Raw genomic sequence first — 22,785 nt, 5'->3', positions numbered from 1 at the left:
AACAAGTTATTAACAGTTCGATTGTTTATGAACAGTTAACAATCACAATGCTGTATTTGACTTGTCTCTTTACAATTTGTTTACATTCGTAGCTATGGAAAAAGTACAACAAGCCCAACAAAAAAATTACGGAAGGGGAAACGTAATTTCGCTTGAAAAGGGGAAAATACCACCACAAGCAATTGATTTAGAGGAGGTTGTCTTGGGAGCAATGATGATCGATAAGAAGGGGGTAGACGAAATTATTGATATACTCAATCCCGATGTTTTTTATCGCGAGGCACATCAATATATTTTTGAAGCGATATTTAAACTCTTTGAAAACTCTGAACCCATTGACTTATTAACGGTTTCTAGTCAATTAAAAAAAGACGGAAAATTAGATTTAGCTGGCGGAGATTATTATTTGGTTCAATTGACCCAAAAAGTATCCTCATCTGCCCATATTGAATTTCATGCAAGAATAATTTTACAAAAATACATACAACGTAGTCTCATTAAAATTTCTAATGAAATAATCGAGGAGTCGTATGATGAGTCTACCGATGTTTTTGATCTTCTGGACATGGCAGAGTCTAGATTATATGAAGTTACACAGGGAAATATAAAACGCTCTACAGAAACTGCTCAAAACTTGGTAATTCAGGCTAAGAAAAAAATTCAAGAAATCTCAAATAAAGAGGGGCTTAGCGGAGTACCATCTGGCTTTGATAAGCTAGATCGTTTAACCTCTGGTTGGCAACCTAGTGATTTAATCATTGTAGCTGCAAGACCTGGTATGGGTAAAACGGCTTTAACACTTTCTATGGCGCGTAATGTAGCCGTGGGACAAGGTATTCCTGTTGCATTCTTTTCTTTAGAGATGTCGTCTGTACAATTAATTACTCGACTAATTTCTTCAGAAACAGGTCTTTCTTCAGAAAAATTGAGAACTGGGAAACTAGAAAAGCACGAATGGGAGCAGCTCAATGTAAAAGTAAAGGACTTGGAAAAAGCTCCTTTGTTTATAGATGACACACCTTCACTTTCAATATTTGATTTGCGAGCAAAAGCAAGAAGATTAAGTTCGCAACATGGTATACGAATGATTGTAATAGATTATTTGCAATTAATGACTGCTGGTGGCACTGGGAAAAATGGAAACCGTGAGCAAGAAATCTCTACTATTTCACGTAACTTAAAGGCACTCGCAAAAGAATTAAATGTACCAGTAATCGCGTTATCGCAGTTATCTCGTGCAGTAGAAACTCGTGGGGGTAGCAAAAGACCACTACTTAGTGACCTTAGAGAATCTGGTGCTATTGAGCAAGATGCAGATATTGTATCCTTTATTTATCGTCCAGAGTATTATAAGATTGACGAATGGGATGATGAGGAGCGTTCTCCAACTCAAGGACAAGGCGAATTTATTGTAGCAAAGCACCGTAATGGTGGACTTGAAAACATTAGGTTAAAATTTATAGGTCATTTAGGTAAATTTGATAACTTAGATGACTTTGGTACTCCTTTTGAATTTCATTCAAAAATGAATGATGGCAAAGAAGAAGATCCTTTTAGTACAGGTCATTTACCGAGTGCAGAGGAAGCTTTTGGGAGTAGTTTAAATGAATCTAATGATGATGATATTCCGTTTTAAAATAAAAAATCATGTAAGCAAGCCTATATTTTCTCTTTTAAGTGAAAGAAGATATAGGCTTTTGCTTTTTATGGCAATTGTATGTTTTCAAGTTACAAATGCTTCGTATATTCTTTTACCCATGGATGCTGATGATCAGCAAAACCATTTAAAGGCATATGGAGTAACCTATTGGTCATTGAGTAAGGATTTAAAAGTGAAGTGGTTGCTAAATTACAGAGGAGGTTCTTTTTTATTACCTAATACCGAGCTTATAAGAAAGGAGTGTGTTATACGTGGCGTATCTTATGAAGTAATAAGTGAAGCCCAAACTGAATCCATCTTAGCTGAGATTAGTAGTCCGTCGCAAAATATGGAAGCCGTCATTTTAGAAAAAGCACCCAAAATCGCAGTTTATTCTCCAAAAGGTAATCAACCATGGGACGACGCCGTAACGATGGTTTTGACTTATGCAGAAATTCCTTATGAAACTATTTACGATAAAGAAGTGTTAGAAGATAATCTGATTTTATACGATTGGTTACATTTACATCATGAAGATTTTACGGGTCAATATGGGAAGTTTTATGCGACCTATAGAGCTACACCTTGGTATATCAACGAGAAAAAACAGGCAGAAGCTCTTGCCAAATCATTAGGGTACAGTAAAGTTTCTGAAGAAAAACTAGCCGTCGCTCTAAAAATTAGAGATTATATTGTAGGAGGAGGTTTTATGTTTGCTATGTGCAGTGCTACAGATAGTTTTGAGATAGCTTTGTCTGCAGAAAATGTAGATATCTGTGAGCCGATGTTTGATGGTGATCCCAGTGATCCAGGATATCAATCAAAAATAGATTATTCAAAAACTTTTGCCTTTACTAATTTTACTCTTGAAAGAAGCCCAAATGTTTACGAGTTTTCAACAATCGATATGACTCGAAAACGACAAATATCCAAAACTACAGATTATTTTACGTTAATGGACTTTTCTGCCAAATGGGATCCAATTCCTACCATGTTATGCCAAAATCATACTGCGTTGGTAAAGGGTTTTATGGGACAAACAACAGCCTATGATCCTCAAGAAATTAAATCAAATGTTTTGATCTTGGGCGAAAACAAAGCAAATGGAGAAGCCAGGTATATTCATGGTATAAAAGGGAAAGGTTTTTTTACTTTTTATGGAGGACATGATCCAGAAGATTATCAGCACAGAGTAGGGGATCCTAAGACTGAACTTGAATTGCATCCTAATTCTCCTGGTTATCGGTTAATTCTCAACAATGTACTATTTCCTGCCGCTAAGAAAAAGAAACAAAAAACATAATAAGACAGGTTTTTAAAAATGCAGGTATTTTTTTATTCGTAAAAATTATGGATTGATTTACGAAATCCACAATTTCTGACCATGTTTTTGCCACTATCCATTCATTCGTTCAATGAATGAGTACAAACACATATAATTAGTGAAAATTAGTAAAACACTAAAATTTTATTTTTTTAATTTTAGAGTCTACGTTTATACTATTAATTATTTACTTTGAAAGCTTGTTTTTATAATGATCAAACTCAAAACTACTAACAGAATTTTAATGGGTCCAGGACCTTCTGATGTTCATCCTAAAGTGCTACAAGCTATGGCTACGCCTTTGATAGGTCATCTTGATCCAGAGTTTGTTGTATTGATGGACGAGGTAAAACAAATGGTTCAGCAAACTTTTATGACCCAAAATGAATTGTCATTTGTAGTTTCAGCTCCTGGTACTGCAGGTATGGAAACATGTCTTGTCAATCTACTTGAACCCGGTGATGAAGCAATTATTTGTGTGAATGGTGTTTTTGGAGAAAGGATGGTAGCGATTACAGAGCGCTGTGGTGCCATTGTGCATACTATAGAGTCACCGTGGGGATCTATTATTACCGAGGAACAGGTAGCAACTATTTTAAAAGTATGTAAGAAACCAAAAGTACTAGCTATAGTCCACGCAGAAACTTCAACAGGAGTTTTACAACCCCTAGAGAGAATAAGTGAGCTAGTTCATGATGCAGGGGCATTATTAGTAGTTGATGCGGTGACTTCTTATTGTGGAATGCCGTTAAAAGTTGACGAATGGAAAATCGACGCTGTCTACACAGGAACACAGAAATGTTTGAGTGCGCCTCCTGGTCTTTCACCAATTAGTTTATCCAAAGCAGCGGTAAAGGTGATAGAGGCAAGAAAAACACCTGTTCAAAGCTGGTTTATGGATCTTAATTTGGTCAAGAATTATTGGAGTGGCTCAAAACGAGCGTACCACCATACAGCTCCAGTTTCTTCAATTTTTGCATTGCATCAAGCACTATGTATCGTTCTTGAAGAAGGATTAGAAAATCGATATCTAAGACACCAGAAGGTACACGCGTATTTAGTGGAAAAGTTAGAAGCTTTAGGATTTAAATTTTTGGTGGATCACAAATATAGATTACCAAACTTAAATGCGGTTTATTTACCTAAAGGAAATGATGAAGCACTGCTTCGAACAAAACTTCTGAAAAATTACAATATTGAAGTAGGTGGTGGGCTAGGTAATTTTGCGGGAAAAATTTGGAGAATTGGCATCATGGGAGAGAGTTGTACCATACAGCATGTAGATAAGCTGATAAATGCGCTGAAGGATATAAAAGAATTTAGACATGATGGTTGATACTAACAATTATAAAAAAGTGCTCTTAATCAAAAGAGCACTTTTTTATAATAGAAAATTTTAGTTCTTATTGACCATATTTATTGCTATAGCGTTTATATAATGTTGTTTGATGAGTTTCTAAACTAACATCTCTACCTTGAATAAAAACTTTTTCTAATTGATTGGTGCGCATATCTAGTGCATCTCCCTTACTTATAAATAACGTAGCATCTTTTCCCACAGCGATGGTTCCTACTAGATCATCAATACCTAATATAACCGCATTGTTGTAAGTAATAAGCTGGAGCGCTTTTTCTTTATCTAATCCATGTGCTGCTACAGTACCTGCTTGAAATGGTAAATTTCGAGCATTGGCTCGTTCCATTTGCCCACTATTCTGTAAACCAACCAAAATACCCATATCTACCAAAAGTTTAGCGTTTTTGTATGGTAAATCGTAATCATCATCTTCTTTATTTGGAAGTGAATGTGTTCGTGCAAGTAATACAGGTATGTTATTATCTTTTAGTGTCTTACCTACCTTATAAGCTTCATCACCTCCAACAATTACCAATGATGTAATTTTATTTTTTTTAGCAAAAGCAATAGCCTCTAGAATCCCTTTTTCGTAATTAACATGAATAAAAACCTTCTGTTTATTTTCAAAAACTTCTTGCATGGCCTCATATGGTAACTGTTCTGAAGAAGTTTTAGTTTTTTCTAAAGCCTTAGCTTGATTAAAAAACATCTGGAGTTCTGCCACTTGTTCAGGATATTTTTTATTAGGTGTATATCCTGGATCTTCTCCCAGCCACCAACGACCTCTTGTGTATAAGTCAGGCCAATTGATATGCATAGCGTCATCGCTTTTAAGTACCGCATCTTCCCAGTTCCAAGCGTCAAGTTGTACGATAGACGAAGTACCTGATATACGACCCCCTCTTGGTGTAACTTGAGCTACAAGTACACCATTAGGTCGCATGCTTTCTACTATTTTACTCTCTGCATTATAAGCAATTAAACTGCGAATATGAGGATTGTATTCTCCAATTTCACTAATATCATCGGTTGCTCTCACGGCTCCAATCTCTACCAGTCCTAAGGTTGTATTAGGGGCGATAAAGCCAGGGTAAATATGTTTACTAGAAGCGTCGATCACAGATCCAATAACGTTATCTTGTACATTGGATCCAGCATATGTGATTTTTCCATTTTCAAAAACAACTAAGCTATTTTCAATAATTTCCCCATTTCCTATATGTAAGGTAGCTCCTTGAATAGAGATGGGTTTAAGTTGTTTCTTTGCTGGCGTCTGTTGCGCATGTGCTCCAAAACTTAGGAAGATACATGCAATATATAATGTAATTACTTTCATCTTTTGTATGTAAGGTTTATAATAACTGTATATGACTTAAATATAACTACAATGTTTGCAAAGCCTCAAATCTAGTTTATACAGTTTTACTGTGTGATTAAATCTATTCTCTAATTACTTAATTGTTTCTAGAGTTTCACATTCTAAACGTTGTTTTTCTTTTTTCTTTGCTGTTTGGGTTTTGAAGCCTTTATTTTTGGCTTCGAGCATAAGAGCTGCAAGTTTATTTTTTTCTGCAGCAATTTGAATTCTTTGTTCTTTATCTTTTTGGAGATCAAAATAAATAGCACCTTCAATAATAGTTTTTTCTGCTTTAGTATAGATAGATAACGGATGATCTGTCCATAACACGAGATCTGCATCTTTACCTACTTTGATACTCCCAACTCGATCATCAATATGTAAAAGTTTGGCAGGATTCAAGGTTACGAATTTCCAAGCATCTTCTTCGCTAATGCCGCCATACTTCACAGATTTTGCAGCTTCTTGATTTAACCTTCTAGACATTTCTGCATCATCACTATTGATAGCAACTGTAACACCTTGATTATGCATAATCGCAGCATTGTAAGGGATTGCATCATTTACTTCGTATTTGTAAGCCCACCAGTCAGAGAATGTTGATCCACCCACGCCGTGTGCTGCCATTTTATCGGCGACCTTATAGCCTTCTAAAATATGTGTAAAGGTGTTTATTCTAAAATTAAACTTCTCTGCTACCTTCATAAGCATATTGATTTCACTTTGTACATATGAATGACAGCTAATAAAACGTTCACCGTTCAATATTTCTGCCAATGTTTCCATTTCAATATCTTTGCGATAAGGTAGTCCTGATTTTTTCTTTGAGTCATATTGCTGAGCTCTTGAAAAATAATCCATATACACCTGTTCAACACCCATTCTCGATTGTGGAAAACGACTACGGCTTCCCCAATTACTTTGCTTGACATTTTCTCCTAATGCAAATTTTATGAATTTTGGTGAGGCATCATAAATCATATTTTTTGCCGTTTCCCCCCATTTTAATTTGATAATAGCAGAACGTCCACCTATAGGGTTAGCAGAACCATGTAAAATTTGAATTGACGTAACACCGCCAGCCAAATTACGATAGATATCAATGTCATCGGGCTGTACAACATCTTCGATAGTAACTTCAGCAGATGAGTTATGTCCAGCTTCATTAATAGCAGCAGCAGCAATATGACTATGTTCATCAATAATACCCGTTGTTAAATGTTTATTTGTGCCATCGATGATCAGAGCATTGGAAGCTTTTATATTTTTTCCTATTGAAGCAATTTTTCCATCTTTTATTAATACATCGGTATTTTCAAGAATAGCATCGGCTTCGTTTGTCCAAACCGTTGCGTTTGTAATGAGTAAAGTTTGCTGTTTTGGTAAGGTTGTATTCCCAAAAGCTATATTAGGATAGGATACAGGAGCTATATAAGGGATGTTTTTTGACTTTGTATCATCTTCTTTTTTAGGATCCGATACTCCGTCATTTTTAATTAATTTGAATGTGGTTATACTACCATCAGACAATATAGCTTTTTTATTTTCAAAAATTCCTTGTTCGTTAATTCTAGTCGTAAGTGTTATAAAACTGGGTTTGGTCTTATTATCTTCAGCCAGAACAAGTGTTAGCCACTTATCTTTATAGGTTGTACTATTTTTGATATTCAATGTGTCGAGTTTAATTTCAGCCTTTGGCTTAGCTGGTTTGCCCGTTAGATGAACCGAATATTGTTTTGAGTTTATTGTTAAAGTATAGTGACCAGTTAGATCTTGTACATCCATAGGATTCACACTATATTTTTTACCCAATACCCAATTTTCGTAAATTATAGTTTCCTTTGAGAAAAGCTCACCGTTAGTTATCAAAAAATTGGCATATGCATCCTTTTTCAAAACTCCTAAAAGATTTTCTTTTCCTATAATTTTTGCAGGTACAGTAGTCAAAGCAGCGAGAGCATCATTTGGATGTAAGCCGTTTTCGATAGCTTTTAAAATATGATCTTTGAAGGAGTCGATCTTCTTCAATTTGTGAGTTGTTATCGAAAATGGAATATTGTTTTTGGCTAGGACACTTGGATTTGTTGGTGCTTGGTTCCAATAACGCATAGCTCCCAAACTTAGTAAAGAAGATAAATAAGGGTCAGAAGTATCGTAAGCATCTGGAAAATTAATAGGTATGATATAGGTTGCATTAGTATTTTTTACTTCGTTGATTCTTTCATATTCATCACCGCCACCCAATAAAGTATATTGAATGCCAAACTGATCTCCGACTTTATCGGCTCGTATGCTATTAATTCTACTTCCAGCATCAAATATTTGTGGTAAGTTTTTGTTTGCCTGTAAGGCTTCTAGCGAAAGATCGGTTGAGGTGGTGTTTCCTTTGACATACCAATCTGCGTCCAAGTACATTTGACGTAATAGAGCCATGGCGCCCATTAAAGAAGTAGGATACGCTTGATTACTGGCTTTACTTTTTTCAAAAGAAAAGAATTGAGCAGAGGATTGATCTAAAAGGCGTGTATTATTATTTGCTGTATTGGATAAGGCAATAAGCATACCTGTGCCTCTAGCAATGCCATCTGCAAAATGCGTTTGCACCACCCCAAATCCCTGATCGAGATAAGTTTTTGCATTTTTATCATCATATTTGAAAGAGGTTAATACATTGGTTTCTGGTCGAATATGATCATTCCAATAATATCCTTCGCGAGATGGACCATACTGCGGATCATTATTACGTCTTCCGTTGCTTTTGGATGTGGGAAGAGTAACACCAAAACTCGTATAGGGATCTATGAAAGATGGATATACATGTTTCCCTTCTAGATTTATTGTATGACTGTTTTTTGGAGGTGTTAAGTTTTTACCTACACCAATTATTTTATTATTTTGAATCATTATCATCCCATCTGTAATGATTTTTTTGGCATCCACATGGATTGTAGCATTGGTAAATACTGTAATGGTTTTGTTTTTAGTTTTTACGCCATCATTGACAGGAAAGTAATCTTGACTATAACCAAAAAAAAGCCAGAGCAAAAGGATGAAGGTTGTTGTAAATTTTTTCATGTAATTTTATTAAAGGAATATAAAACCTAAAGATAAAAGTTGAGTAGAGAAGACTAGTTGTATTAAGAAATTTTTAACAATACTATACTTTATTTTTATACCTACTATTTTGTGAACTTTGATGACTTAGATAATTTACAAGTAAAGCTACCATATAATTATAAGAATCCATGCCGCTGGGCTGGTTATTAATTTTTAGATAACGGTCGTAGGTGCCTTTAAAATATGGTTCTATTGGATTTTGATAAGATTTCCAGAAATCATTTATTTGACGATAATTTTCTCTAATTCCAGGTCGTAACTTTTCAGCAAGGCAAATAGCAATTTGCTCATCCCGTTTATATACATCATTTAAACAAAATTTTAGAGCAAAAGTAATTCCGCTATATCTAAAATAAAGATCCTCATCATATAATGTGATTATTGCAGCAATAAAATTAGCTTCATTTTCTTTAGCATATCCTGCTTGGTGAGCTTGTTCATGACAACTCGTTGTAGGTGCCCTGTAGTTCAAAATATGGCTGTTTACTTGTGCCTCGTTCGTAATAGGATTGAGATATCCACTAAATCCCATATAAGTTAAAGGTAAACTAAGCAATGATTTTTTAATGCTTTGAGGATAAAGTTTTAGGGTAGGAAAGCTAAGACTGGCTCGAGCGTAACTTTTCTTTGTAATCTCAAAAATTTCATCCTTTGTATATGGCGAGTGAATAGGTACAGAATCATTTTGTTCAAGTAGTTGATGAATATGGTTTGCTTTTTCAATTAGACTTTCGGTAACAGATATCAATTGTTCTTGGGTGTATTGATCCTCAAGGCTCAAAGTTTTATGCAAGGGCATTCTGTAATAGTTAATACCCCATAGTAGGTGAAAAGAAGCATAAATAACAGAGCAAGTAGCACCCGCATCCCAAGCGATCATTTGCCAATTTACTTTTCTTTTCACACCAATTTTAAATATATACAGAAGTAGTAATCCGATTAAAATGATATATGAAATATCACCGAAAGAAAAGGGAAGCCAACCAAAGGTAAAGCGTAGTGCTCTAGAAATGTATATATATACTCCATTACTATAAAATTTTTCGACCAATGCAGGAAAAAAAGAGAGCATTTGAATACCCAAATATTGCACAGGCAGTAAGAAAGTAAGGAGCTTTTTTGTTTTCGAATGCATATAGCAAAGATAGGAGGTAAAATCAAAAATTCCTTACATTGCACGCTAGGATTATTTTTTTTAAAATCATTATACAATTTTATATGAATTCAGCAATACGCGATTTAGAACCTAAAGCAGTGTGGAACAAATTTGCAGATTTAAACGAGGTTCCAAGACCTTCAAAAAAAGAAGAACGTGTAATAGCGTTTATGAAACATTTTGGAAAGTCTCTAGGGTTACAAACTGAAGTTGATGCAACAGGTAATGTGCTTATTCGTAAGAACGCAACTCCTGGATATGAGAATAGAAAAACTGTGGTGATGCAATCCCATTTGGATATGGTGCATCAAAAAAATGCAGAAACACAATTTGATTTTAATACACAGGGTATTGATATGATAATCGAAGGGGATTGGGTTAAGGCAAAGGGTACGACTCTTGGTGCAGATAATGGACTTGGGGTAGCCACTATTATGGCTATATTGGAGTCTAATACTATTGTACATCCTGCTATTGAAGCCTTGTTTACTATTGATGAGGAAACAGGTATGACAGGAGCCAAAGGACTTAAAGGCGGATGGCTTACGGGAGATATTCTATTAAATCTTGATACTGAAGAGGATGATGAAATTGGTGTAGGCTGCGCAGGCGGCGTAGATGTTACTGCTAGTCGTTCTTATACCGAAGAAACTATTACGCCTAATACTGTGGCTTATTCATTGACCATTAACGGTCTCAATGGAGGACATTCTGGGATGGATATAAATAAAGGATTAGGAAACGCTAATCAAATAATGAATCGTTTATTATATGAAGGTTCTAAAGTAACAGCACTCCAAATAGAGTCAATCAAAGGTGGTAGCTTACGCAATGCCATCCCAAGAGAGAGTTTTGTTACTATTGTAATTGATAAAAAGGATCAGAAATCTTTTGAAAATAAAGTTAATGACACATTTTTATGGATTAAAGAAGAATTGAAGCTAGTTGAAGAAAATTTAGCGTTTCATATAAATAAGATTGAAGTTCCAAAAGTTGCTATGTCGCCCGAGTTAAGTACTAAACTAATACAATCCCTGTATGCAGCACATAACGGAGTGTATACTATGAGCGCGGCGATTCCCGATTTGGTTGAGACTTCGAATAATATAGCCAAAGTAGAAGTAGGCAAAGGTACTATTACAATAAAATGTCTTACGCGAAGTAGTGTTGAGTCATCCAAACAGGATTTAGTAAATAAATTGACATCAACCTTTGAGTTAATGGGATGTATAGTTACAACAGGTGGAGATTATCCTGGCTGGGCTCCAGACATGAATTCTTCAATTTTAAAAGTAATGGATGCTTTGTATACTGAATTACATGGTGCAAAAGCAAATGTTGCAGCTTGTCACGCAGGCTTAGAATGCGGAATCTTAGGACAAAATTATCCTACTATGGAAATGATTTCTTTTGGTCCAACCATCAAAGGAGCTCATTCACCAGATGAACGTGCCAGTATTTCTTCGGTTCAGAAATACTGGAATTTTACTTTGGAAATATTAAAGCGAATTCCTGCTAAATAGTTTAAATAAAAAATCCCGCTAGTAGTTAAAATTAGCGGGATTTTTGATGAGATTATTTTATTGTTTTTTATCGTCTTGTATATCGATAATTTCTAATTCAAAGATTAAATCCGTATTTGGTGGGATAGGACCTGCGCCACGTTCACCATAAGCTAAATGTGCGGGTAAAAATAAAACTGCTTTATCACCTACTTTCATTTGTTGTATTCCTTCCTTAAAACCTGCGATCATTTGCGCATCTGGAGAATAAGGTACTGGCATAGGAGCATATCCTCTAGGATCTGCTGCTCTACGCTCGTTAAAAACGCCCAATTCTTTTGCTTTCTCAGCAATGTTGGTGTCAAATGCTGTTCCATCAGCAAAATACCCTTCATAATTTACTAAAACAGTACTTCCCATTTTAGGTTGCTCACCATCACCTTTATTAATAAATACCATCTCCAGACCACTTTCAAGCTTTTCAGCTTTAGCCTTCAATTCTGTAAAACGGGCTGCAACCTTTTCACTTTTTTCTTTTTGAACTCGTTCTTTTTCTGCAGTCTCTTCTTCAATTTTTTTTAATCTATCAGAAAAAATTGCTTCACTATCAAATGATTTGGCATCCTTACCTTTTCTTATAATATTAACTTCGAGCATTTTAACCTCAGTTTCTGGTTTATCTGCAACTTTAGTTTTGACGGTACCAATACTATCCACTACATCTTGACCTTGAACGATCTCACCAAATACTGTATGTTTTCCATCTAACCAAGGTGTTGCCTTGAGTGTGATAAAAAATTGGCTACCATTTGTATTTGGCCCTGAATTTGCCATCGATAAAATTCCTTTTTTATCATGAACAAGACTATCTACAATTTCGTCTGGAAATTTATAACCTGGATCTCCAGCACCAGTTCCTAATGGATCACCAGTTTGAATCATGAAATCTTTGATAACACGGTGAAATAGTATACCATTATAAAATTTCTTTCCTTGATAAGCGCTGTCGACTTTTGTATTATTACCCTCGGCTAACGAAACAAAGTTAGCAACAGTCATCGGTGTTTCTTTATAAAATAATTCGGCAATAGCAGTACCCTTATTGGTTACAATCTCTGCGTATAGACCATCCTTTAAATCAGGATATTTTTCTTCACAGCTACTTAAAATAAGTGTTAGTACGGCTAGGAATAAAAGATTGAGTTTTTTCATTTTTAAAGTAAATATTAGTTTTTAAGTGTTGATTCTTGATTAATTGTATGTAATGTAACTTTCGCTTTAAGCGGGATATTGGTTCCTATTTTATTGTCATCACCATAGTATCCGTATGCCTGATACGAAGGAAACAGAAAAGTTATTACTTCGCCGGGTTTCATAAGTTTAAGTCCTTCTCTTAGTCCCAAAAATAATTCTTCTTTATCAATAATATAGGCAATGGTATCTAATTCTTTTTTAGAGTAAATTAGATTGTCATTAAGATCATTAAGTTGATAGCTAAAGGTTACTGTATCACCAAATTTTGGACTTTGAATTGTTGTTACTGTGTCCTTGGTGTGGTAGTAATACCAGAAACCTCCATCAGATGCTTTGTACGTATTAAGTGTATCTTTTTGTATAATTTTGAGAATACGAGATTCTTCTTTGGCCGATAGTTTTTTATTTCGGGTAATAGATTCATCCAAGAAAGATCCTGACTTTGTATTCACTGGTTTTCTGGCTTCGGGTGTTTTACAACTCACAAGCAGTATAGTTAAACCAAAAATCAGAAATATTGTTCTCATGAGTTTAAAGCATTTTTATAGTCAGGTAATATACTAATTAATTTAGCAACTGTTTCTTTGATGGAAAGATTACTTTTTCCCCCTGCTGCGTTGTGATGACCTCCGCCTTCAAAATGTAAACGCGAAAATTCGTTTACTGAAAACTCTCCTTTTGATCTAAGAGATATTTTGATGATTCCTTCACTTTTATTTTCAATAAATATCAAAGCAAAAACAATATTATTTAAGGACAAACCTAGATTTACAAATCCTTCTGTATCACCTTTGCGAAAATCATGTTGGTCTAATTCTTCTTGAGAGATGGTGATGTAAGCTGTACGATACTCGGGTAAAACCTTCAAATTTTGTAAAGCAATACCTTGTAATTGTAGTCGTGAGTATGTATTGGTATCATATATTTTTTCGTGGATAGCAGTGTTGTCTGCTCCAAAATCAATTAAGGTTGCAAGCACCCGGTGGGTAGTACTGGTCGTTGATCGAAATCTAAATGATCCTGTATCGGTCATGATGCCAACGTAGATACAAGTTGCAATATCTGGTGTGATTTTAGTTAAATCGCCCATTTTTTCTATGAAATGATACACCATTTGACAAGTCGAACTCATCGACACATCACTGTAGGTAAAAAACGCATAATCATCGGGTTGTTGATGGTGATCAATCATTACAAAGGTACCATTGGCATCACGTAGTGGATTTTCTAAAGCTCCGCAACGCCCTAAATGATTAAAGTCTAAAGTAAAAATCAGATCTGCTGCGGCAATTAACTCATCACCTTTTTGCTTGTCGCTTTCGTAGTTAATAATCTCTTCTTGACCAGGTATCCATTTTAAAAACTCTGGATAATCATTAGGAGAAATGATAGCTACTTCTTGATTTAAAGCGGTTAGATAATGTTTAAGAGCTAAAGTAGAACCGATTGCATCGCCATCAGGATTCTTGTGCGGAATGATAACAATTTTTTTTGACTCTTCTAAGAGCACTTTTAAAGCTTCTATCTCTGGTGTTTTCATAGATCAGCGAATATACAATAAATGTTATTAAATTTTAAAGGTGATGTAAAACGGGAGATACATTTAGGTTCGTATCGGATTATTACAATTTACTGTTGGTTCTTAATTTTGAAAAGGGTTCATTGTTTCTAAGAAATTATATTGGATTTGAAGGTTTTATCTATACTTTTGCAAAAAAAATGGATATGCTAGTGATGTCCAAATTAATTTAATAACCTCTTTTGAGAGGAAAAAACAATCAATATTATAAAAATGGCAACAAACAGAACATTTACAATGCTTAAGCCGGATGCGGTAAGAAAAGGATATATCGGAGCAATCCTTGAGCAAATTGCAGCTTCAGGTTTTAGAATTGTAGCGATGAAATTAACTCAACTAACCACAGATGATGCAAAAGCGTTTTATGCTGTGCATAGTGAACGACCTTTTTATGGAGAGTTAGTAGAGTATATGACTAGTGGTCCTATTGTGGCTGCAATTCTTGAAAAAGAAAATGCGGTTGAGGATTTTAGAACTCTAATAGGTGCTACTAATCCAGAAGATGCAGCAGAGGGAACAATTCGCAAAAAGTTTGCAACTTCAATAAGTGAAAACGCTGTTCACGGTAGTGATAGTGATGAGAATGCAGCGATCGAAGGCGCATTTCATTTTTCTGGGAGAGAGCAATTCTAGTAAAGAATCATGTAAATTAAAAATTCCATTTTGAATACTCAAAATGGAATTTTTAATTTACCATAATATTCTAAAACTTAAGTTTGGTGTTAATCGTATACCATACATATCTGAGTAACTAAATTTGTTATCAAGAGTATTTGCAGACCTAAATTCTTTATTAATTAAATTTTTTCTGTCGTATAGATTGCGAATTGATACAGCAAACCTATAATTTAATTTGGATGATTCCTTAAGTTTAAAATTGTAGATTACAGAAAGGTCCATGCGATGGTATATGGGTAAAGTAGAACTGTTAAGTTCTCCATATTGTAATGTTACTTGTCCCTGTTCATTTATTATTTCTCTAACTTGGGTATACGCTTTGCCAGAATGCCACGTCCAACCTAACGAAAAACGTAAATGGTCTAGATCATAAAAGCTAGTCCAACGAAGTGAGTGTCTAATATTCCAATTACCTGGGAAATAGTTATTATTATTTACATCAGTGAAAAAGTTTTGAGTATTGATATACGAATAGCTTAACCAAGAATTGAATCGTTTAATTTTTTTCTTAATAAAAATATCCACTCCATAGATTTCACTTTTTCCATCATGGTATTGATTGTCAATTGGATTTATAAATCCAGCGGTTAAGGTCGTTAACCCTTTAATCTGTTTGTGATAAAAATCAGTATTAAAATTCCATCCTTTTTTTTTAAAACTTCCACCGATTGAATATTGTGTACTTGTGGAGATCGGAAAATTAGTAGTGTCTGCAAGTTTCCAGATTTCATTTTCTAAGGTTAGATCACTAATAACGGATTCCCGAATATTACTATCACTTTGTGAGCGAAACTCGGTTGTTGCATTAATTTCGATAGACGAGGTTATCTGTTTTTGAATTACAATTCTAGGCTCTATATAGGTTTTGTCTAATCCAGAATAATGATTTAGACGGATGCCAGTAGATACAAACCAATTTTGGGCGTCATCAAATTGATAGCCAAGATGTGCAGCATGAATATCCAGCGTACGATCATCTTGATCTAAAATCAGAAAGTAATCTGGAGTAGTAGTAGCAAATCCATGTTTAAAATATTTTTTAATATATTGATAACCGGTAGATATGTTACTTTTAGTACCTGATAAATATTTTAAAATCACATTAGTTCCTAACTCGCGAATATTATTCTCTTTGGTTCGAATTTCTATATTTTTTGTAATAGAATCGGCTGCAAAAGTATAGTTCAATCCATATTTGGTATAGTAAAAAGAAGTTTTTTGATTAAAATTAGGATGATAGGAATGATGCCATTTTATATTATATCCTTCATTTTCGGTAATTAGCTTATCACTATATTTTAAAGTTCTACTGTCTTGATCAAAGCGTAATTTATTTTTACTATATAAGGTGTTTATTTGTAGTGTGTCGCGTTTGGTTGCATTGTAATTTACGGTGGTGTTGTAATCTAGAAAGTAGAAAGTATTATCTCCTGAGACAGATTGATCTCTATTCTGTATTTTGGTGTTTTGATATGCTCTATCTGCCAGTTTTTTATAGGTGAATGTTTCTAGGAGGTCGGTAAATGAGCGTCTACCTGTAAGTTTAACAGATAATTTATCTTTGATTAGTGGGATGTCAATGATTGCATCAGAATTGATCATATTCATACCTATACTTCCCTTAAATTTATTTGTTATTTTAGAGCTACTTCTAATATCCACAACACTAGCTAAGCGATCCCCATAATTTTCTGGTATCCCGCTTTTATAAAATAAAACATCATCAACAGCATATGGGTTAAATGCCGATAACATACCGTACAAATGTGCATGATGATAAGTTTTAATACCATTCCATAAGACTAAATTTTGATGAGGTGTACTACCTCGCACATGTAGACCTGAAGCAGTCTCATAGGGACTATTGACTCCTGGAGCCAATTGGATACTGTATAAAATATCGGGTTCGGTCAAGCCAGGTAATGCTTGAAGATCACTAATTTTAATTTGAATAGTTTTGTGATTTAAAGAAATACCTTTGGCTAAAAAATCTTTTATGAATACTTGGTCTAAAGAGAATTCTATAGTTGAAATCTCTATTAGCGCACATGAATTGCTAAAAATTTCTGAAGCTGAGATTCTTTTTTTAACATAACCTGGTAGGTCTATTTCTAAAATCGAGTTATATAATAATTGCTCTGCAACAAAATTTCCATTAGTATCTGTGGTTACGATTTTGTTTTCTGGGATGATGCGAATAGATACCTGTTTTAGAGGATTTTGCTGCTCATCAATTAAAGTTCCGCAAAGCGCTACTTGATCATTTGATTTATATGGTCTAATAGCAAAATTGGTTTCTTTAATTGTTTCAATTTTTATAAGTGCTTGTTGTTCAATACTTTTTATTACCGAAGCTACTTTTGAGTTTTCTGATATTGTTAAAGAAATAAATTTGCCATTGACTACTTGGTCAATATAGGAAAATGAAACATTAAAATATGTTTCTATTTGAGGTAACGCACTGACTAGCGATGCGTTATTAAATGTGAGCGTATTGGTTTTCTCTTGTGAAAAAGCCAGTACGCTCAAAAGAAACATAAATACGCAAACGATTCTGTGCATGTGATTACTTTTGGACCATCACATCTTTTTTATTTTCTGACAATCTATAATTCATTCCTAAGGTACTAAAAACTGTTCTAAGTGCCACATCTAGATTATTATTAGGAAATGTACCTGTATACGAAACCGTTAAGTCAAGATTAGTTTTTTCTATAGTTATATTATATTGGTCTTCGATTTCTTGTAGTACCATTTTAAGTGGTACACTAGAAAAACTACTGGTGTTATGTAGCCAGGTAGGATCTTCTTGCAGCGTCAAAGAGTAATCTTCGGCATCTCCATTAATGAAACGAAAGGCTTCATTTTTTGATAATACTTTTTCTTTTTCTTCACTTGAAACTTTTACCATTCCTTCATAACAAACAACTTCAAAAAAATCAGTGTCAGAGTTAACGTTAAATTGTGTACCAAGTACGGTGATATATCCATTCTTAGTTTCTACTTTAAAAGTACTTCCATTAGTAACATCAAAAAAAGCCTCACCATTAAGTTTTATTGATCTGTTTTTTTTCCAATCACGTTTATTATACACGATTTGGGACATTGCATTGAGGGTTGTTTGAGATCCATCAGGAAGGTCAACAGTTAAAGTCTCTCCGTAACCCGTACTAATTGTAGTATCGGGGTTGTAAAAGAATAATCCAATAACAATAAGTATTGAAGCAGCAATTGCAAGCAAAGGAAAAAGGCGAATAACTTTTTTCTGAGGTACAATGTTTTTGGAAATTTTAGTGTCGTGAATACGTCGCAATTCTGTATCCAGATCATAATGGGGCAAATAAAGTTGATCTGTTCCATCCTTTATTTTGACGTACAGATCATAATCAGGGTGCTTTTTAAACTCCCTGAGTTCTACCTCGGTCAACTCACCGTTTATCCATCGAGGTAAAAAAGTTTCGTCATTTATTAAATCTATCATAATACTATATATATAAAGGTAAACGCTTGTATAGTTGTATACCCTACCTTTTTAAATATTTCCAATACTCTCTCTCAGAGAGAGTAACGCTTTGTGCATTAGTTTTTCTACAGCTTTTACAGAGACTCCAGATAATTCTGCAATTTCTTTATAGGTTTTTTTGTCAATTCGACTCAGTAAAAATACTTCACGTTGGCGGTCAGAAAGTTGTGAGAGTGCGTTATCAAGTTTTTGTTTGAACTCTTTCTCAAGCGTAATAAATTCTGGAGATTGATTATCAATATCAGATTTTACATGTTTGACATAATCCTGATACTTGTATTTAACTTTTTGGTGACGAGTAATGCTTATCCCTAAATTTGTAGCAACTGTATATACATAACTTTTGGCTTTACCAGTTGTTACCTTGCCACAATTATTCCACAATTTTATAAATGATTCTTGTACTAAATCTTCGGCTTGATCTAAATCGCCAAATTTATAGTAAAGATAATTTCTTAAAAGCGTAGCATTGCTTTTAAAAAAATTATTAAATATACGCTCATCGCATATAGTTCCATCCTCATTTTGCATTGTAGTAGGTTTTAGATACAGTTTATAAATTAGACATTAAAAAGATACGAAAATTATATTTTAAAAGAGAGGGTGGGGTGTCATCTATTTAAAACGTTTAATAACTGTGGACAATGATACTACATTTGTTTTACATCTTTTTAATTTTTAACATTTCACAATGCGTGAACCAAGAAGACTGTTTGTTATTTTTTATATAGTATTAGGAGGGTTAATTTCTTGCGAAAAAAACGATATGAATGATCCTTCAGAATTTGATGCAAATGGTAGTGATACTTCATTTGAAGTGCTCTATGAATTGGCCGACGAATATCAAAAGAAGAGCTCCTATACAATATCATGGTCTATTAATGGGAAACAACTACCAATTGAGTCCTTAAACCAAAAGCTTAAATATAGAATTATTGATCAATTGAATCCTGGTGTAAATATTGTATGTTTTATCGCATCAAAAAAAGATGCTATACTGGAGGAGTGTGTTGAAATTGAACTAATTAAAGCTGACAAAGTAGCGTGTCCAAAGTTGTTTTTTGAAGCAGAACGAGATAAACTTAACTCAAGTGTTTATAATTTTCATTCTCTTTTTAAAAATGTATCACAAACTTCATATTGGTGGACTATAGATGGAGTTGTAGTGGATATCGAAATTGTCCATCATAAAATAGTAAAAGATGATTATCTCAAATATAGATTTAATTCTGGATCGCATACAGTTTGTATGATTACCATCTCAGAGTCTTGTGAAGAAATTACCTTTTGTACCGAAATAAATATTTAAGTAAGTGAGGTTAGAGTTGATTGGAGTGATTAGGTTGTATCCTCGAGAGCTACAGTAGTTTTCGAGGATTTTTTGTTAATAGATTTCTAAAAAGATCAAAATAATGCTGCAAAGAATCCTTTGAACAAAAAAGGTTATACTAAAATATTAATTTTATCTCAAAATTCATTTTTTCTTACGAATAAATTATAGAACTTTTTGTTCTTAATTTTTGACCAGTCTCGAAATAAGTTGATTTAACATTTACTTATTAATGAAATATTAAGGAAGAACGTACTTAACGAGATTACAATTTAGGTCTTAAACTATCAGTAATTACCACTAGGTAGAATCGCGAGATGATCATGATTTATAAACAACTTCAAAAAACCTATAACATCAGCCTAGTAGTATCGTTTTGTTTTAGTTACAAAAACGTGTTATCTTAGATTGAAGTAAACCAACTTAACATTATTTGCCTAAATCAAAAGAAGCTCTATTTCTTAAAAAAATCAGAGATTAGAGCGAATACTCTGGGATAAAAATTCAAAAATGATATTCTAAATATTATGATTGGTATTATCGATCAACAATATGGTACTTTGATCAGAGAAAAATTTTGCTTAATCTATCAATCACAAATGCATTCTTTAATTCGTGGTAAAGAACTTAACCGAGTAAAATAACCAATATAACAAATGCGAATGATTCTGCCCCAAATAGGCATATAAAAATTATATTATTTACTAAAAGAGGAGTTTAAATATCATAAAAAAACAAATAGGAAGAGATGCGCTATTTTAAAATTTATATAGTGAATTCCTATTAATAAAACTATAGAAAAACTTTATGTGGGTTACAAACTTTTAATATTAGCCTAGAAAATTTTTTTGTTTGGTGAAAGATGTTAAAGTCTCTAAACCGAAGTTTTTTTGTTATCGATTTTACTTACATTAAAAGGAAAAAGGCTATCCCTTATTACTTATGCGTATAGTAGAAAAAAAGTGAGGTATCATCTATGCCGAGATATGGCTTTTGAAAATTTTGTTACCGCTATATAATTGGCAAATGGAAATAGAGTAACAAATAATAAATTAGTACACCATGCAGATAGAGTTTACAGCATTATTTTTCTATTTCTAAGAAAGTATTAAAACAAACTAAAGTGATTTTATCAAAGACTTATGGATAGGATTGTAATCAACAATATATTTGCTGAAATAATAAATTGAAAATTGAAAAATGAATTCTTAATTTATCATACAAGGATCAAAATAAACTAAAACAATTAATTATTGAATCCATTAAAATTTGTAACAATAAAAGATAACATTTAGGCCTCAATACGAAAACACTTAATGTTGTATATAATAAAAAACCAGAGAAGCTAGCTTCTCTGGTTTAATTCAAATTATTAAAATTGTCAACCTATTTAGGAAGAATCATTTTAATTAACATCCCAAAAGACTTTTGTTGTTACAACATCTCCACCAATAGCGGCAGAAGCAGCACCGTAACTTGATCCATTTAATGTTTGCTCGACAATTGGATAAGTGAGTCGAACAGGTGTTTCAGATTTGAATGAAGCTGGTGGAGCTAAAACAGGGTGATCAAGACGTTTCCATGAGTTCCAAGAAGCAAAACCTCTATTATAAAGCGCTATCCATTTTTGTGTTCCAATTTTTTCTTTCCAGTCCCCAGAAGCGGTAGCGTAAGCAACTTCAGTTCTAGCTAGGTGATCAGCAGCTTCATCCATCGTACCGCCCCAATAAATAATAGATGCTTCGATAGCATCGTTATAATTGGTTTCAACAGTTCCGGGCACCACATAACCTCTTGCAGCGGCTTCAGCTAAAAGAAACTTAACTTCAGAATAGTCCATGATCACACCTTCTAAGGTTGGATCTTTTGAAATTTTCTCGCTTATATGGGTGAAATTGCTGTAGGAATTACTTGCTCCAGGCGTTCCTCCTAGATATACCGTTTGGCTAGAATTAGAATCATCAGCATCAATATTGTCATCAAAATAAAACTTTGCTCTTGGATCAGTATACGTTACAGAACCAGGAACTACTGTTTTGGCATCCTTATCATCAATTGTCCCATCCTCATTAGTATCTACCAGTCGCTCGTAGGCTCTGGGTTGCATTTGATCTATGATGGTGCTTGTTGGAACAAAATCATCACGTCCACTTAAGGTAAGGTCTACATAAACAGGATTGGTATTTGGTGTAGCACTTAAATAAGTCATAGCAGCATTATCCTCGTTGCTTTCAAAAACATTATCGGCAGCACTCTCTATAGTTGTCTGCGCTAATGCAGCTTCAGATGTAACATCAGATATAGCAATTCCTAATTTAAGTTTTAAAGAATTTGCAAATTTTAACCAGTTAGAGACATCACCACCATACATATTATCTTGAATACCAAAACTTCCAAATGAAGTGTCTAAGTCAGCTATTGCTGTATTGATTCTTGCGATTAGATCTCTATAAATGACAGTATCATCGTCATATTCAGGTAGTAGATTATCAATATCTAATGCTTCAGAATAAGGTACATCCCCAAAAGTATCTACCAACACAGAAAATGTATAAACATTTAAAATCTCAATAATTGCTAATTTATTAGTTTTGACCTCAATGTCGTCAGTAGCCAATAGGGGAGTTTCGTTAATTACCTTGGCAGATTCTTGCAAGTCTTTTAAAACATCTTTATACAATGCATCCCAATGAGATTGAGGTATGGATCTTGTAACAATATCATAATTGCTCTCGTCTGTATACGTTGTTTGAGTCCATTGTTGCATAATTAGCCTAAAAATATTGCGATTAACATTCGTGCTAACGATTTGGTCGACTAAACTTTTTTGAGCACTTGTAAATAAAGCCTCTCCAGGAACCGATAAGGGATCCTTTTTGTTCTCATTTAAACTTTCTAGGTTATCAGAACAAGATGTTATTCCGATAATAGTTATAAATAGATATAGTATCTTTTTCATTTTATTTGTT

The 22,785-nt window shown here is 33.9% G+C and carries 16 protein-coding genes; 6 read left to right on the top strand and 10 right to left on the bottom strand.

The window, feature by feature from the left end; translation table 11 throughout:
• The first annotated feature begins 94 nt into the window (after positions 1-94).
• The 3 genes from dnaB to ACE939_RS09180 all read left to right on the top strand — a co-directional run bounded on the left by dnaB (position 95) and on the right by ACE939_RS09180 (position 4,299).
• The gene (dnaB, locus tag ACE939_RS09190; protein WP_378185102.1) at positions 95-1,636 is read left to right on the top strand and encodes a replicative DNA helicase; all 1,542 of its coding nucleotides are present in this window, start codon (positions 95-97) and stop codon (positions 1,634-1,636) included.
• Between the two features lie 70 nt (positions 1,637-1,706).
• Positions 1,707-2,942 carry an asparagine synthetase B gene (locus ACE939_RS09185; protein WP_378185100.1) on the top strand — a complete coding sequence of 412 codons (1,236 nt, stop codon included), beginning with the start codon at positions 1,707-1,709 and terminating at the stop codon, positions 2,940-2,942.
• Between the two features lie 232 nt (positions 2,943-3,174).
• Positions 3,175-4,299 carry a pyridoxal-phosphate-dependent aminotransferase family protein gene (locus ACE939_RS09180; protein WP_378185098.1) on the top strand — a complete coding sequence of 375 codons (1,125 nt, stop codon included), beginning with the start codon at positions 3,175-3,177 and terminating at the stop codon, positions 4,297-4,299.
• A 67-nt stretch (positions 4,300-4,366) separates the two neighbouring features.
• Here the strand turns inward: ACE939_RS09180 and ACE939_RS09175 are convergent, their stop codons facing one another.
• The 3 genes from ACE939_RS09175 to ACE939_RS09165 all read right to left on the bottom strand — a co-directional run bounded on the left by ACE939_RS09175 (position 4,367) and on the right by ACE939_RS09165 (position 9,929).
• Positions 4,367-5,656, bottom strand: coding sequence for an amidohydrolase family protein (locus tag ACE939_RS09175; protein WP_378185096.1), 1,290 nt, complete (start codon positions 5,654-5,656; stop codon positions 4,367-4,369).
• A 114-nt stretch (positions 5,657-5,770) separates the two neighbouring features.
• On the bottom strand, positions 5,771-8,752 hold the full coding sequence (locus tag ACE939_RS09170; protein ID WP_378185094.1) for an amidohydrolase family protein: 2,982 nt from the start codon (positions 8,750-8,752) through the stop codon (positions 5,771-5,773).
• Between the two features lie 82 nt (positions 8,753-8,834).
• Complete coding sequence (locus ACE939_RS09165) at positions 8,835-9,929, bottom strand: DUF3810 domain-containing protein (RefSeq protein ID WP_378185092.1); 1,095 nt, start codon at positions 9,927-9,929, stop codon at positions 8,835-8,837.
• Positions 9,930-10,012: 83 nt separating this feature from the next.
• Between ACE939_RS09165 and ACE939_RS09160 the strand changes: the two genes are divergently transcribed.
• On the top strand, positions 10,013-11,473 hold the full coding sequence (locus tag ACE939_RS09160) for an aminoacyl-histidine dipeptidase (protein ID WP_378185089.1): 1,461 nt from the start codon (positions 10,013-10,015) through the stop codon (positions 11,471-11,473).
• A 57-nt stretch (positions 11,474-11,530) separates the two neighbouring features.
• Here ACE939_RS09160 and ACE939_RS09155 read toward each other — a convergent pair whose 3' ends face one another.
• The 3 genes from ACE939_RS09155 to ACE939_RS09145 are packed head-to-tail and all read right to left on the bottom strand — an operon-like array spanning position 11,531 to position 14,246.
• Entirely contained in the window at positions 11,531-12,664 is a 1,134-nt protein-coding gene (locus tag ACE939_RS09155) for a peptidylprolyl isomerase (protein WP_378185087.1), read from the bottom strand.
• 14 nt (positions 12,665-12,678) lie between these two features.
• Positions 12,679-13,233: a gliding motility-associated peptidyl-prolyl isomerase GldI gene (gene gldI / locus ACE939_RS09150; protein ID WP_378185085.1), complete on the bottom strand. Its 555-nt coding sequence runs from the start codon at positions 13,231-13,233 to the stop codon at positions 12,679-12,681.
• A complete protein-coding gene (locus ACE939_RS09145) occupies positions 13,230-14,246 on the bottom strand; it encodes a bifunctional oligoribonuclease/PAP phosphatase NrnA (protein WP_378185083.1) in 1,017 nt (338 codons plus the stop codon). The genes gldI and ACE939_RS09145 overlap by 4 nt, the downstream gene beginning before the upstream one ends.
• Positions 14,247-14,498: 252 nt before the next feature.
• Between ACE939_RS09145 and ACE939_RS09140 the strand changes: the two genes are divergently transcribed.
• Positions 14,499-14,918, top strand: a complete 420-nt coding sequence (locus tag ACE939_RS09140; RefSeq protein WP_148782897.1) for a nucleoside-diphosphate kinase — start codon at positions 14,499-14,501, stop codon at positions 14,916-14,918.
• Positions 14,919-14,975: 57 nt separating this feature from the next.
• On the opposite strand, the gene ACE939_RS09135 is transcribed toward ACE939_RS09140, so the two are convergent.
• From ACE939_RS09135 to ACE939_RS09125, 3 genes are read right to left on the bottom strand one after another with little or no spacing between them, the layout of a single operon-like run.
• Positions 14,976-17,525, bottom strand: a complete 2,550-nt coding sequence (locus tag ACE939_RS09135) for a FecR domain-containing protein (RefSeq protein WP_378185081.1) — start codon at positions 17,523-17,525, stop codon at positions 14,976-14,978.
• 4 nt (positions 17,526-17,529) lie between these two features.
• On the bottom strand, positions 17,530-18,444 hold the full coding sequence (locus ACE939_RS09130; RefSeq protein ID WP_378185079.1) for a FecR family protein: 915 nt from the start codon (positions 18,442-18,444) through the stop codon (positions 17,530-17,532).
• Between the two features lie 51 nt (positions 18,445-18,495).
• Positions 18,496-19,017 (bottom strand): RNA polymerase sigma factor, encoded by a 522-nt coding sequence (locus tag ACE939_RS09125; RefSeq protein WP_378185077.1) that lies wholly within the window; start codon positions 19,015-19,017, stop codon positions 18,496-18,498.
• A 160-nt stretch (positions 19,018-19,177) separates the two neighbouring features.
• Here ACE939_RS09125 and ACE939_RS09120 point away from each other — a divergent pair, with 160 nt between their 5' ends.
• Positions 19,178-19,795: a hypothetical protein gene (locus ACE939_RS09120; RefSeq protein ID WP_378185075.1), complete on the top strand. Its 618-nt coding sequence runs from the start codon at positions 19,178-19,180 to the stop codon at positions 19,793-19,795.
• A 1,426-nt stretch (positions 19,796-21,221) separates the two neighbouring features.
• Here ACE939_RS09120 and ACE939_RS09115 read toward each other — a convergent pair.
• Positions 21,222-22,775 carry a SusD/RagB family nutrient-binding outer membrane lipoprotein gene (locus ACE939_RS09115; protein ID WP_378185073.1) on the bottom strand — a complete coding sequence of 518 codons (1,554 nt, stop codon included), beginning with the start codon at positions 22,773-22,775 and terminating at the stop codon, positions 21,222-21,224.
• Positions 22,776-22,785: the final 10 nt, after the last annotated feature.

The organism is Aquimarina rhodophyticola (genome assembly GCF_042434915.1).
GTDB lineage: Bacteria > Bacteroidota > Bacteroidia > Flavobacteriales > Flavobacteriaceae > Aquimarina.
The sequence above is the reverse complement of the archived record's forward strand: the minus strand, read 5'-3'. Positions and strand labels throughout refer to the sequence as shown.

Bases quoted from the DNA above. Each gene is read 5' to 3' on its own strand.
- dnaB (WP_378185102.1), top strand. From the start codon at position 95: ATGGAAAAAGTACAACAAGCCCAACAAAAAAATTACGGAAGGGGAAAC.
- ACE939_RS09185 (WP_378185100.1), top strand. From the start codon at position 1,707: ATGGCAATTGTATGTTTTCAAGTTACAAATGCTTCGTATATTCTTTTA.
- ACE939_RS09180 (WP_378185098.1), top strand. From the start codon at position 3,175: ATGATCAAACTCAAAACTACTAACAGAATTTTAATGGGTCCAGGACCT.
- ACE939_RS09175 (WP_378185096.1), bottom strand. From the start codon at position 5,656: ATGAAAGTAATTACATTATATATTGCATGTATCTTCCTAAGTTTTGGA.
- ACE939_RS09170 (WP_378185094.1), bottom strand. From the start codon at position 8,752: ATGAAAAAATTTACAACAACCTTCATCCTTTTGCTCTGGCTTTTTTTT.
- ACE939_RS09165 (WP_378185092.1), bottom strand. From the start codon at position 9,929: ATGCATTCGAAAACAAAAAAGCTCCTTACTTTCTTACTGCCTGTGCAA.
- ACE939_RS09160 (WP_378185089.1), top strand. From the start codon at position 10,013: ATGAATTCAGCAATACGCGATTTAGAACCTAAAGCAGTGTGGAACAAA.
- ACE939_RS09155 (WP_378185087.1), bottom strand. From the start codon at position 12,664: ATGAAAAAACTCAATCTTTTATTCCTAGCCGTACTAACACTTATTTTA.
- gldI (WP_378185085.1), bottom strand. From the start codon at position 13,233: ATGAGAACAATATTTCTGATTTTTGGTTTAACTATACTGCTTGTGAGT.
- ACE939_RS09145 (WP_378185083.1), bottom strand. From the start codon at position 14,246: ATGAAAACACCAGAGATAGAAGCTTTAAAAGTGCTCTTAGAAGAGTCA.
- ACE939_RS09140 (WP_148782897.1), top strand. From the start codon at position 14,499: ATGGCAACAAACAGAACATTTACAATGCTTAAGCCGGATGCGGTAAGA.
- ACE939_RS09135 (WP_378185081.1), bottom strand. From the start codon at position 17,525: ATGCACAGAATCGTTTGCGTATTTATGTTTCTTTTGAGCGTACTGGCT.
- ACE939_RS09130 (WP_378185079.1), bottom strand. From the start codon at position 18,444: ATGATAGATTTAATAAATGACGAAACTTTTTTACCTCGATGGATAAAC.
- ACE939_RS09125 (WP_378185077.1), bottom strand. From the start codon at position 19,017: ATGCAAAATGAGGATGGAACTATATGCGATGAGCGTATATTTAATAAT.
- ACE939_RS09120 (WP_378185075.1), top strand. From the start codon at position 19,178: ATGCGTGAACCAAGAAGACTGTTTGTTATTTTTTATATAGTATTAGGA.
- ACE939_RS09115 (WP_378185073.1), bottom strand. From the start codon at position 22,775: ATGAAAAAGATACTATATCTATTTATAACTATTATCGGAATAACATCT.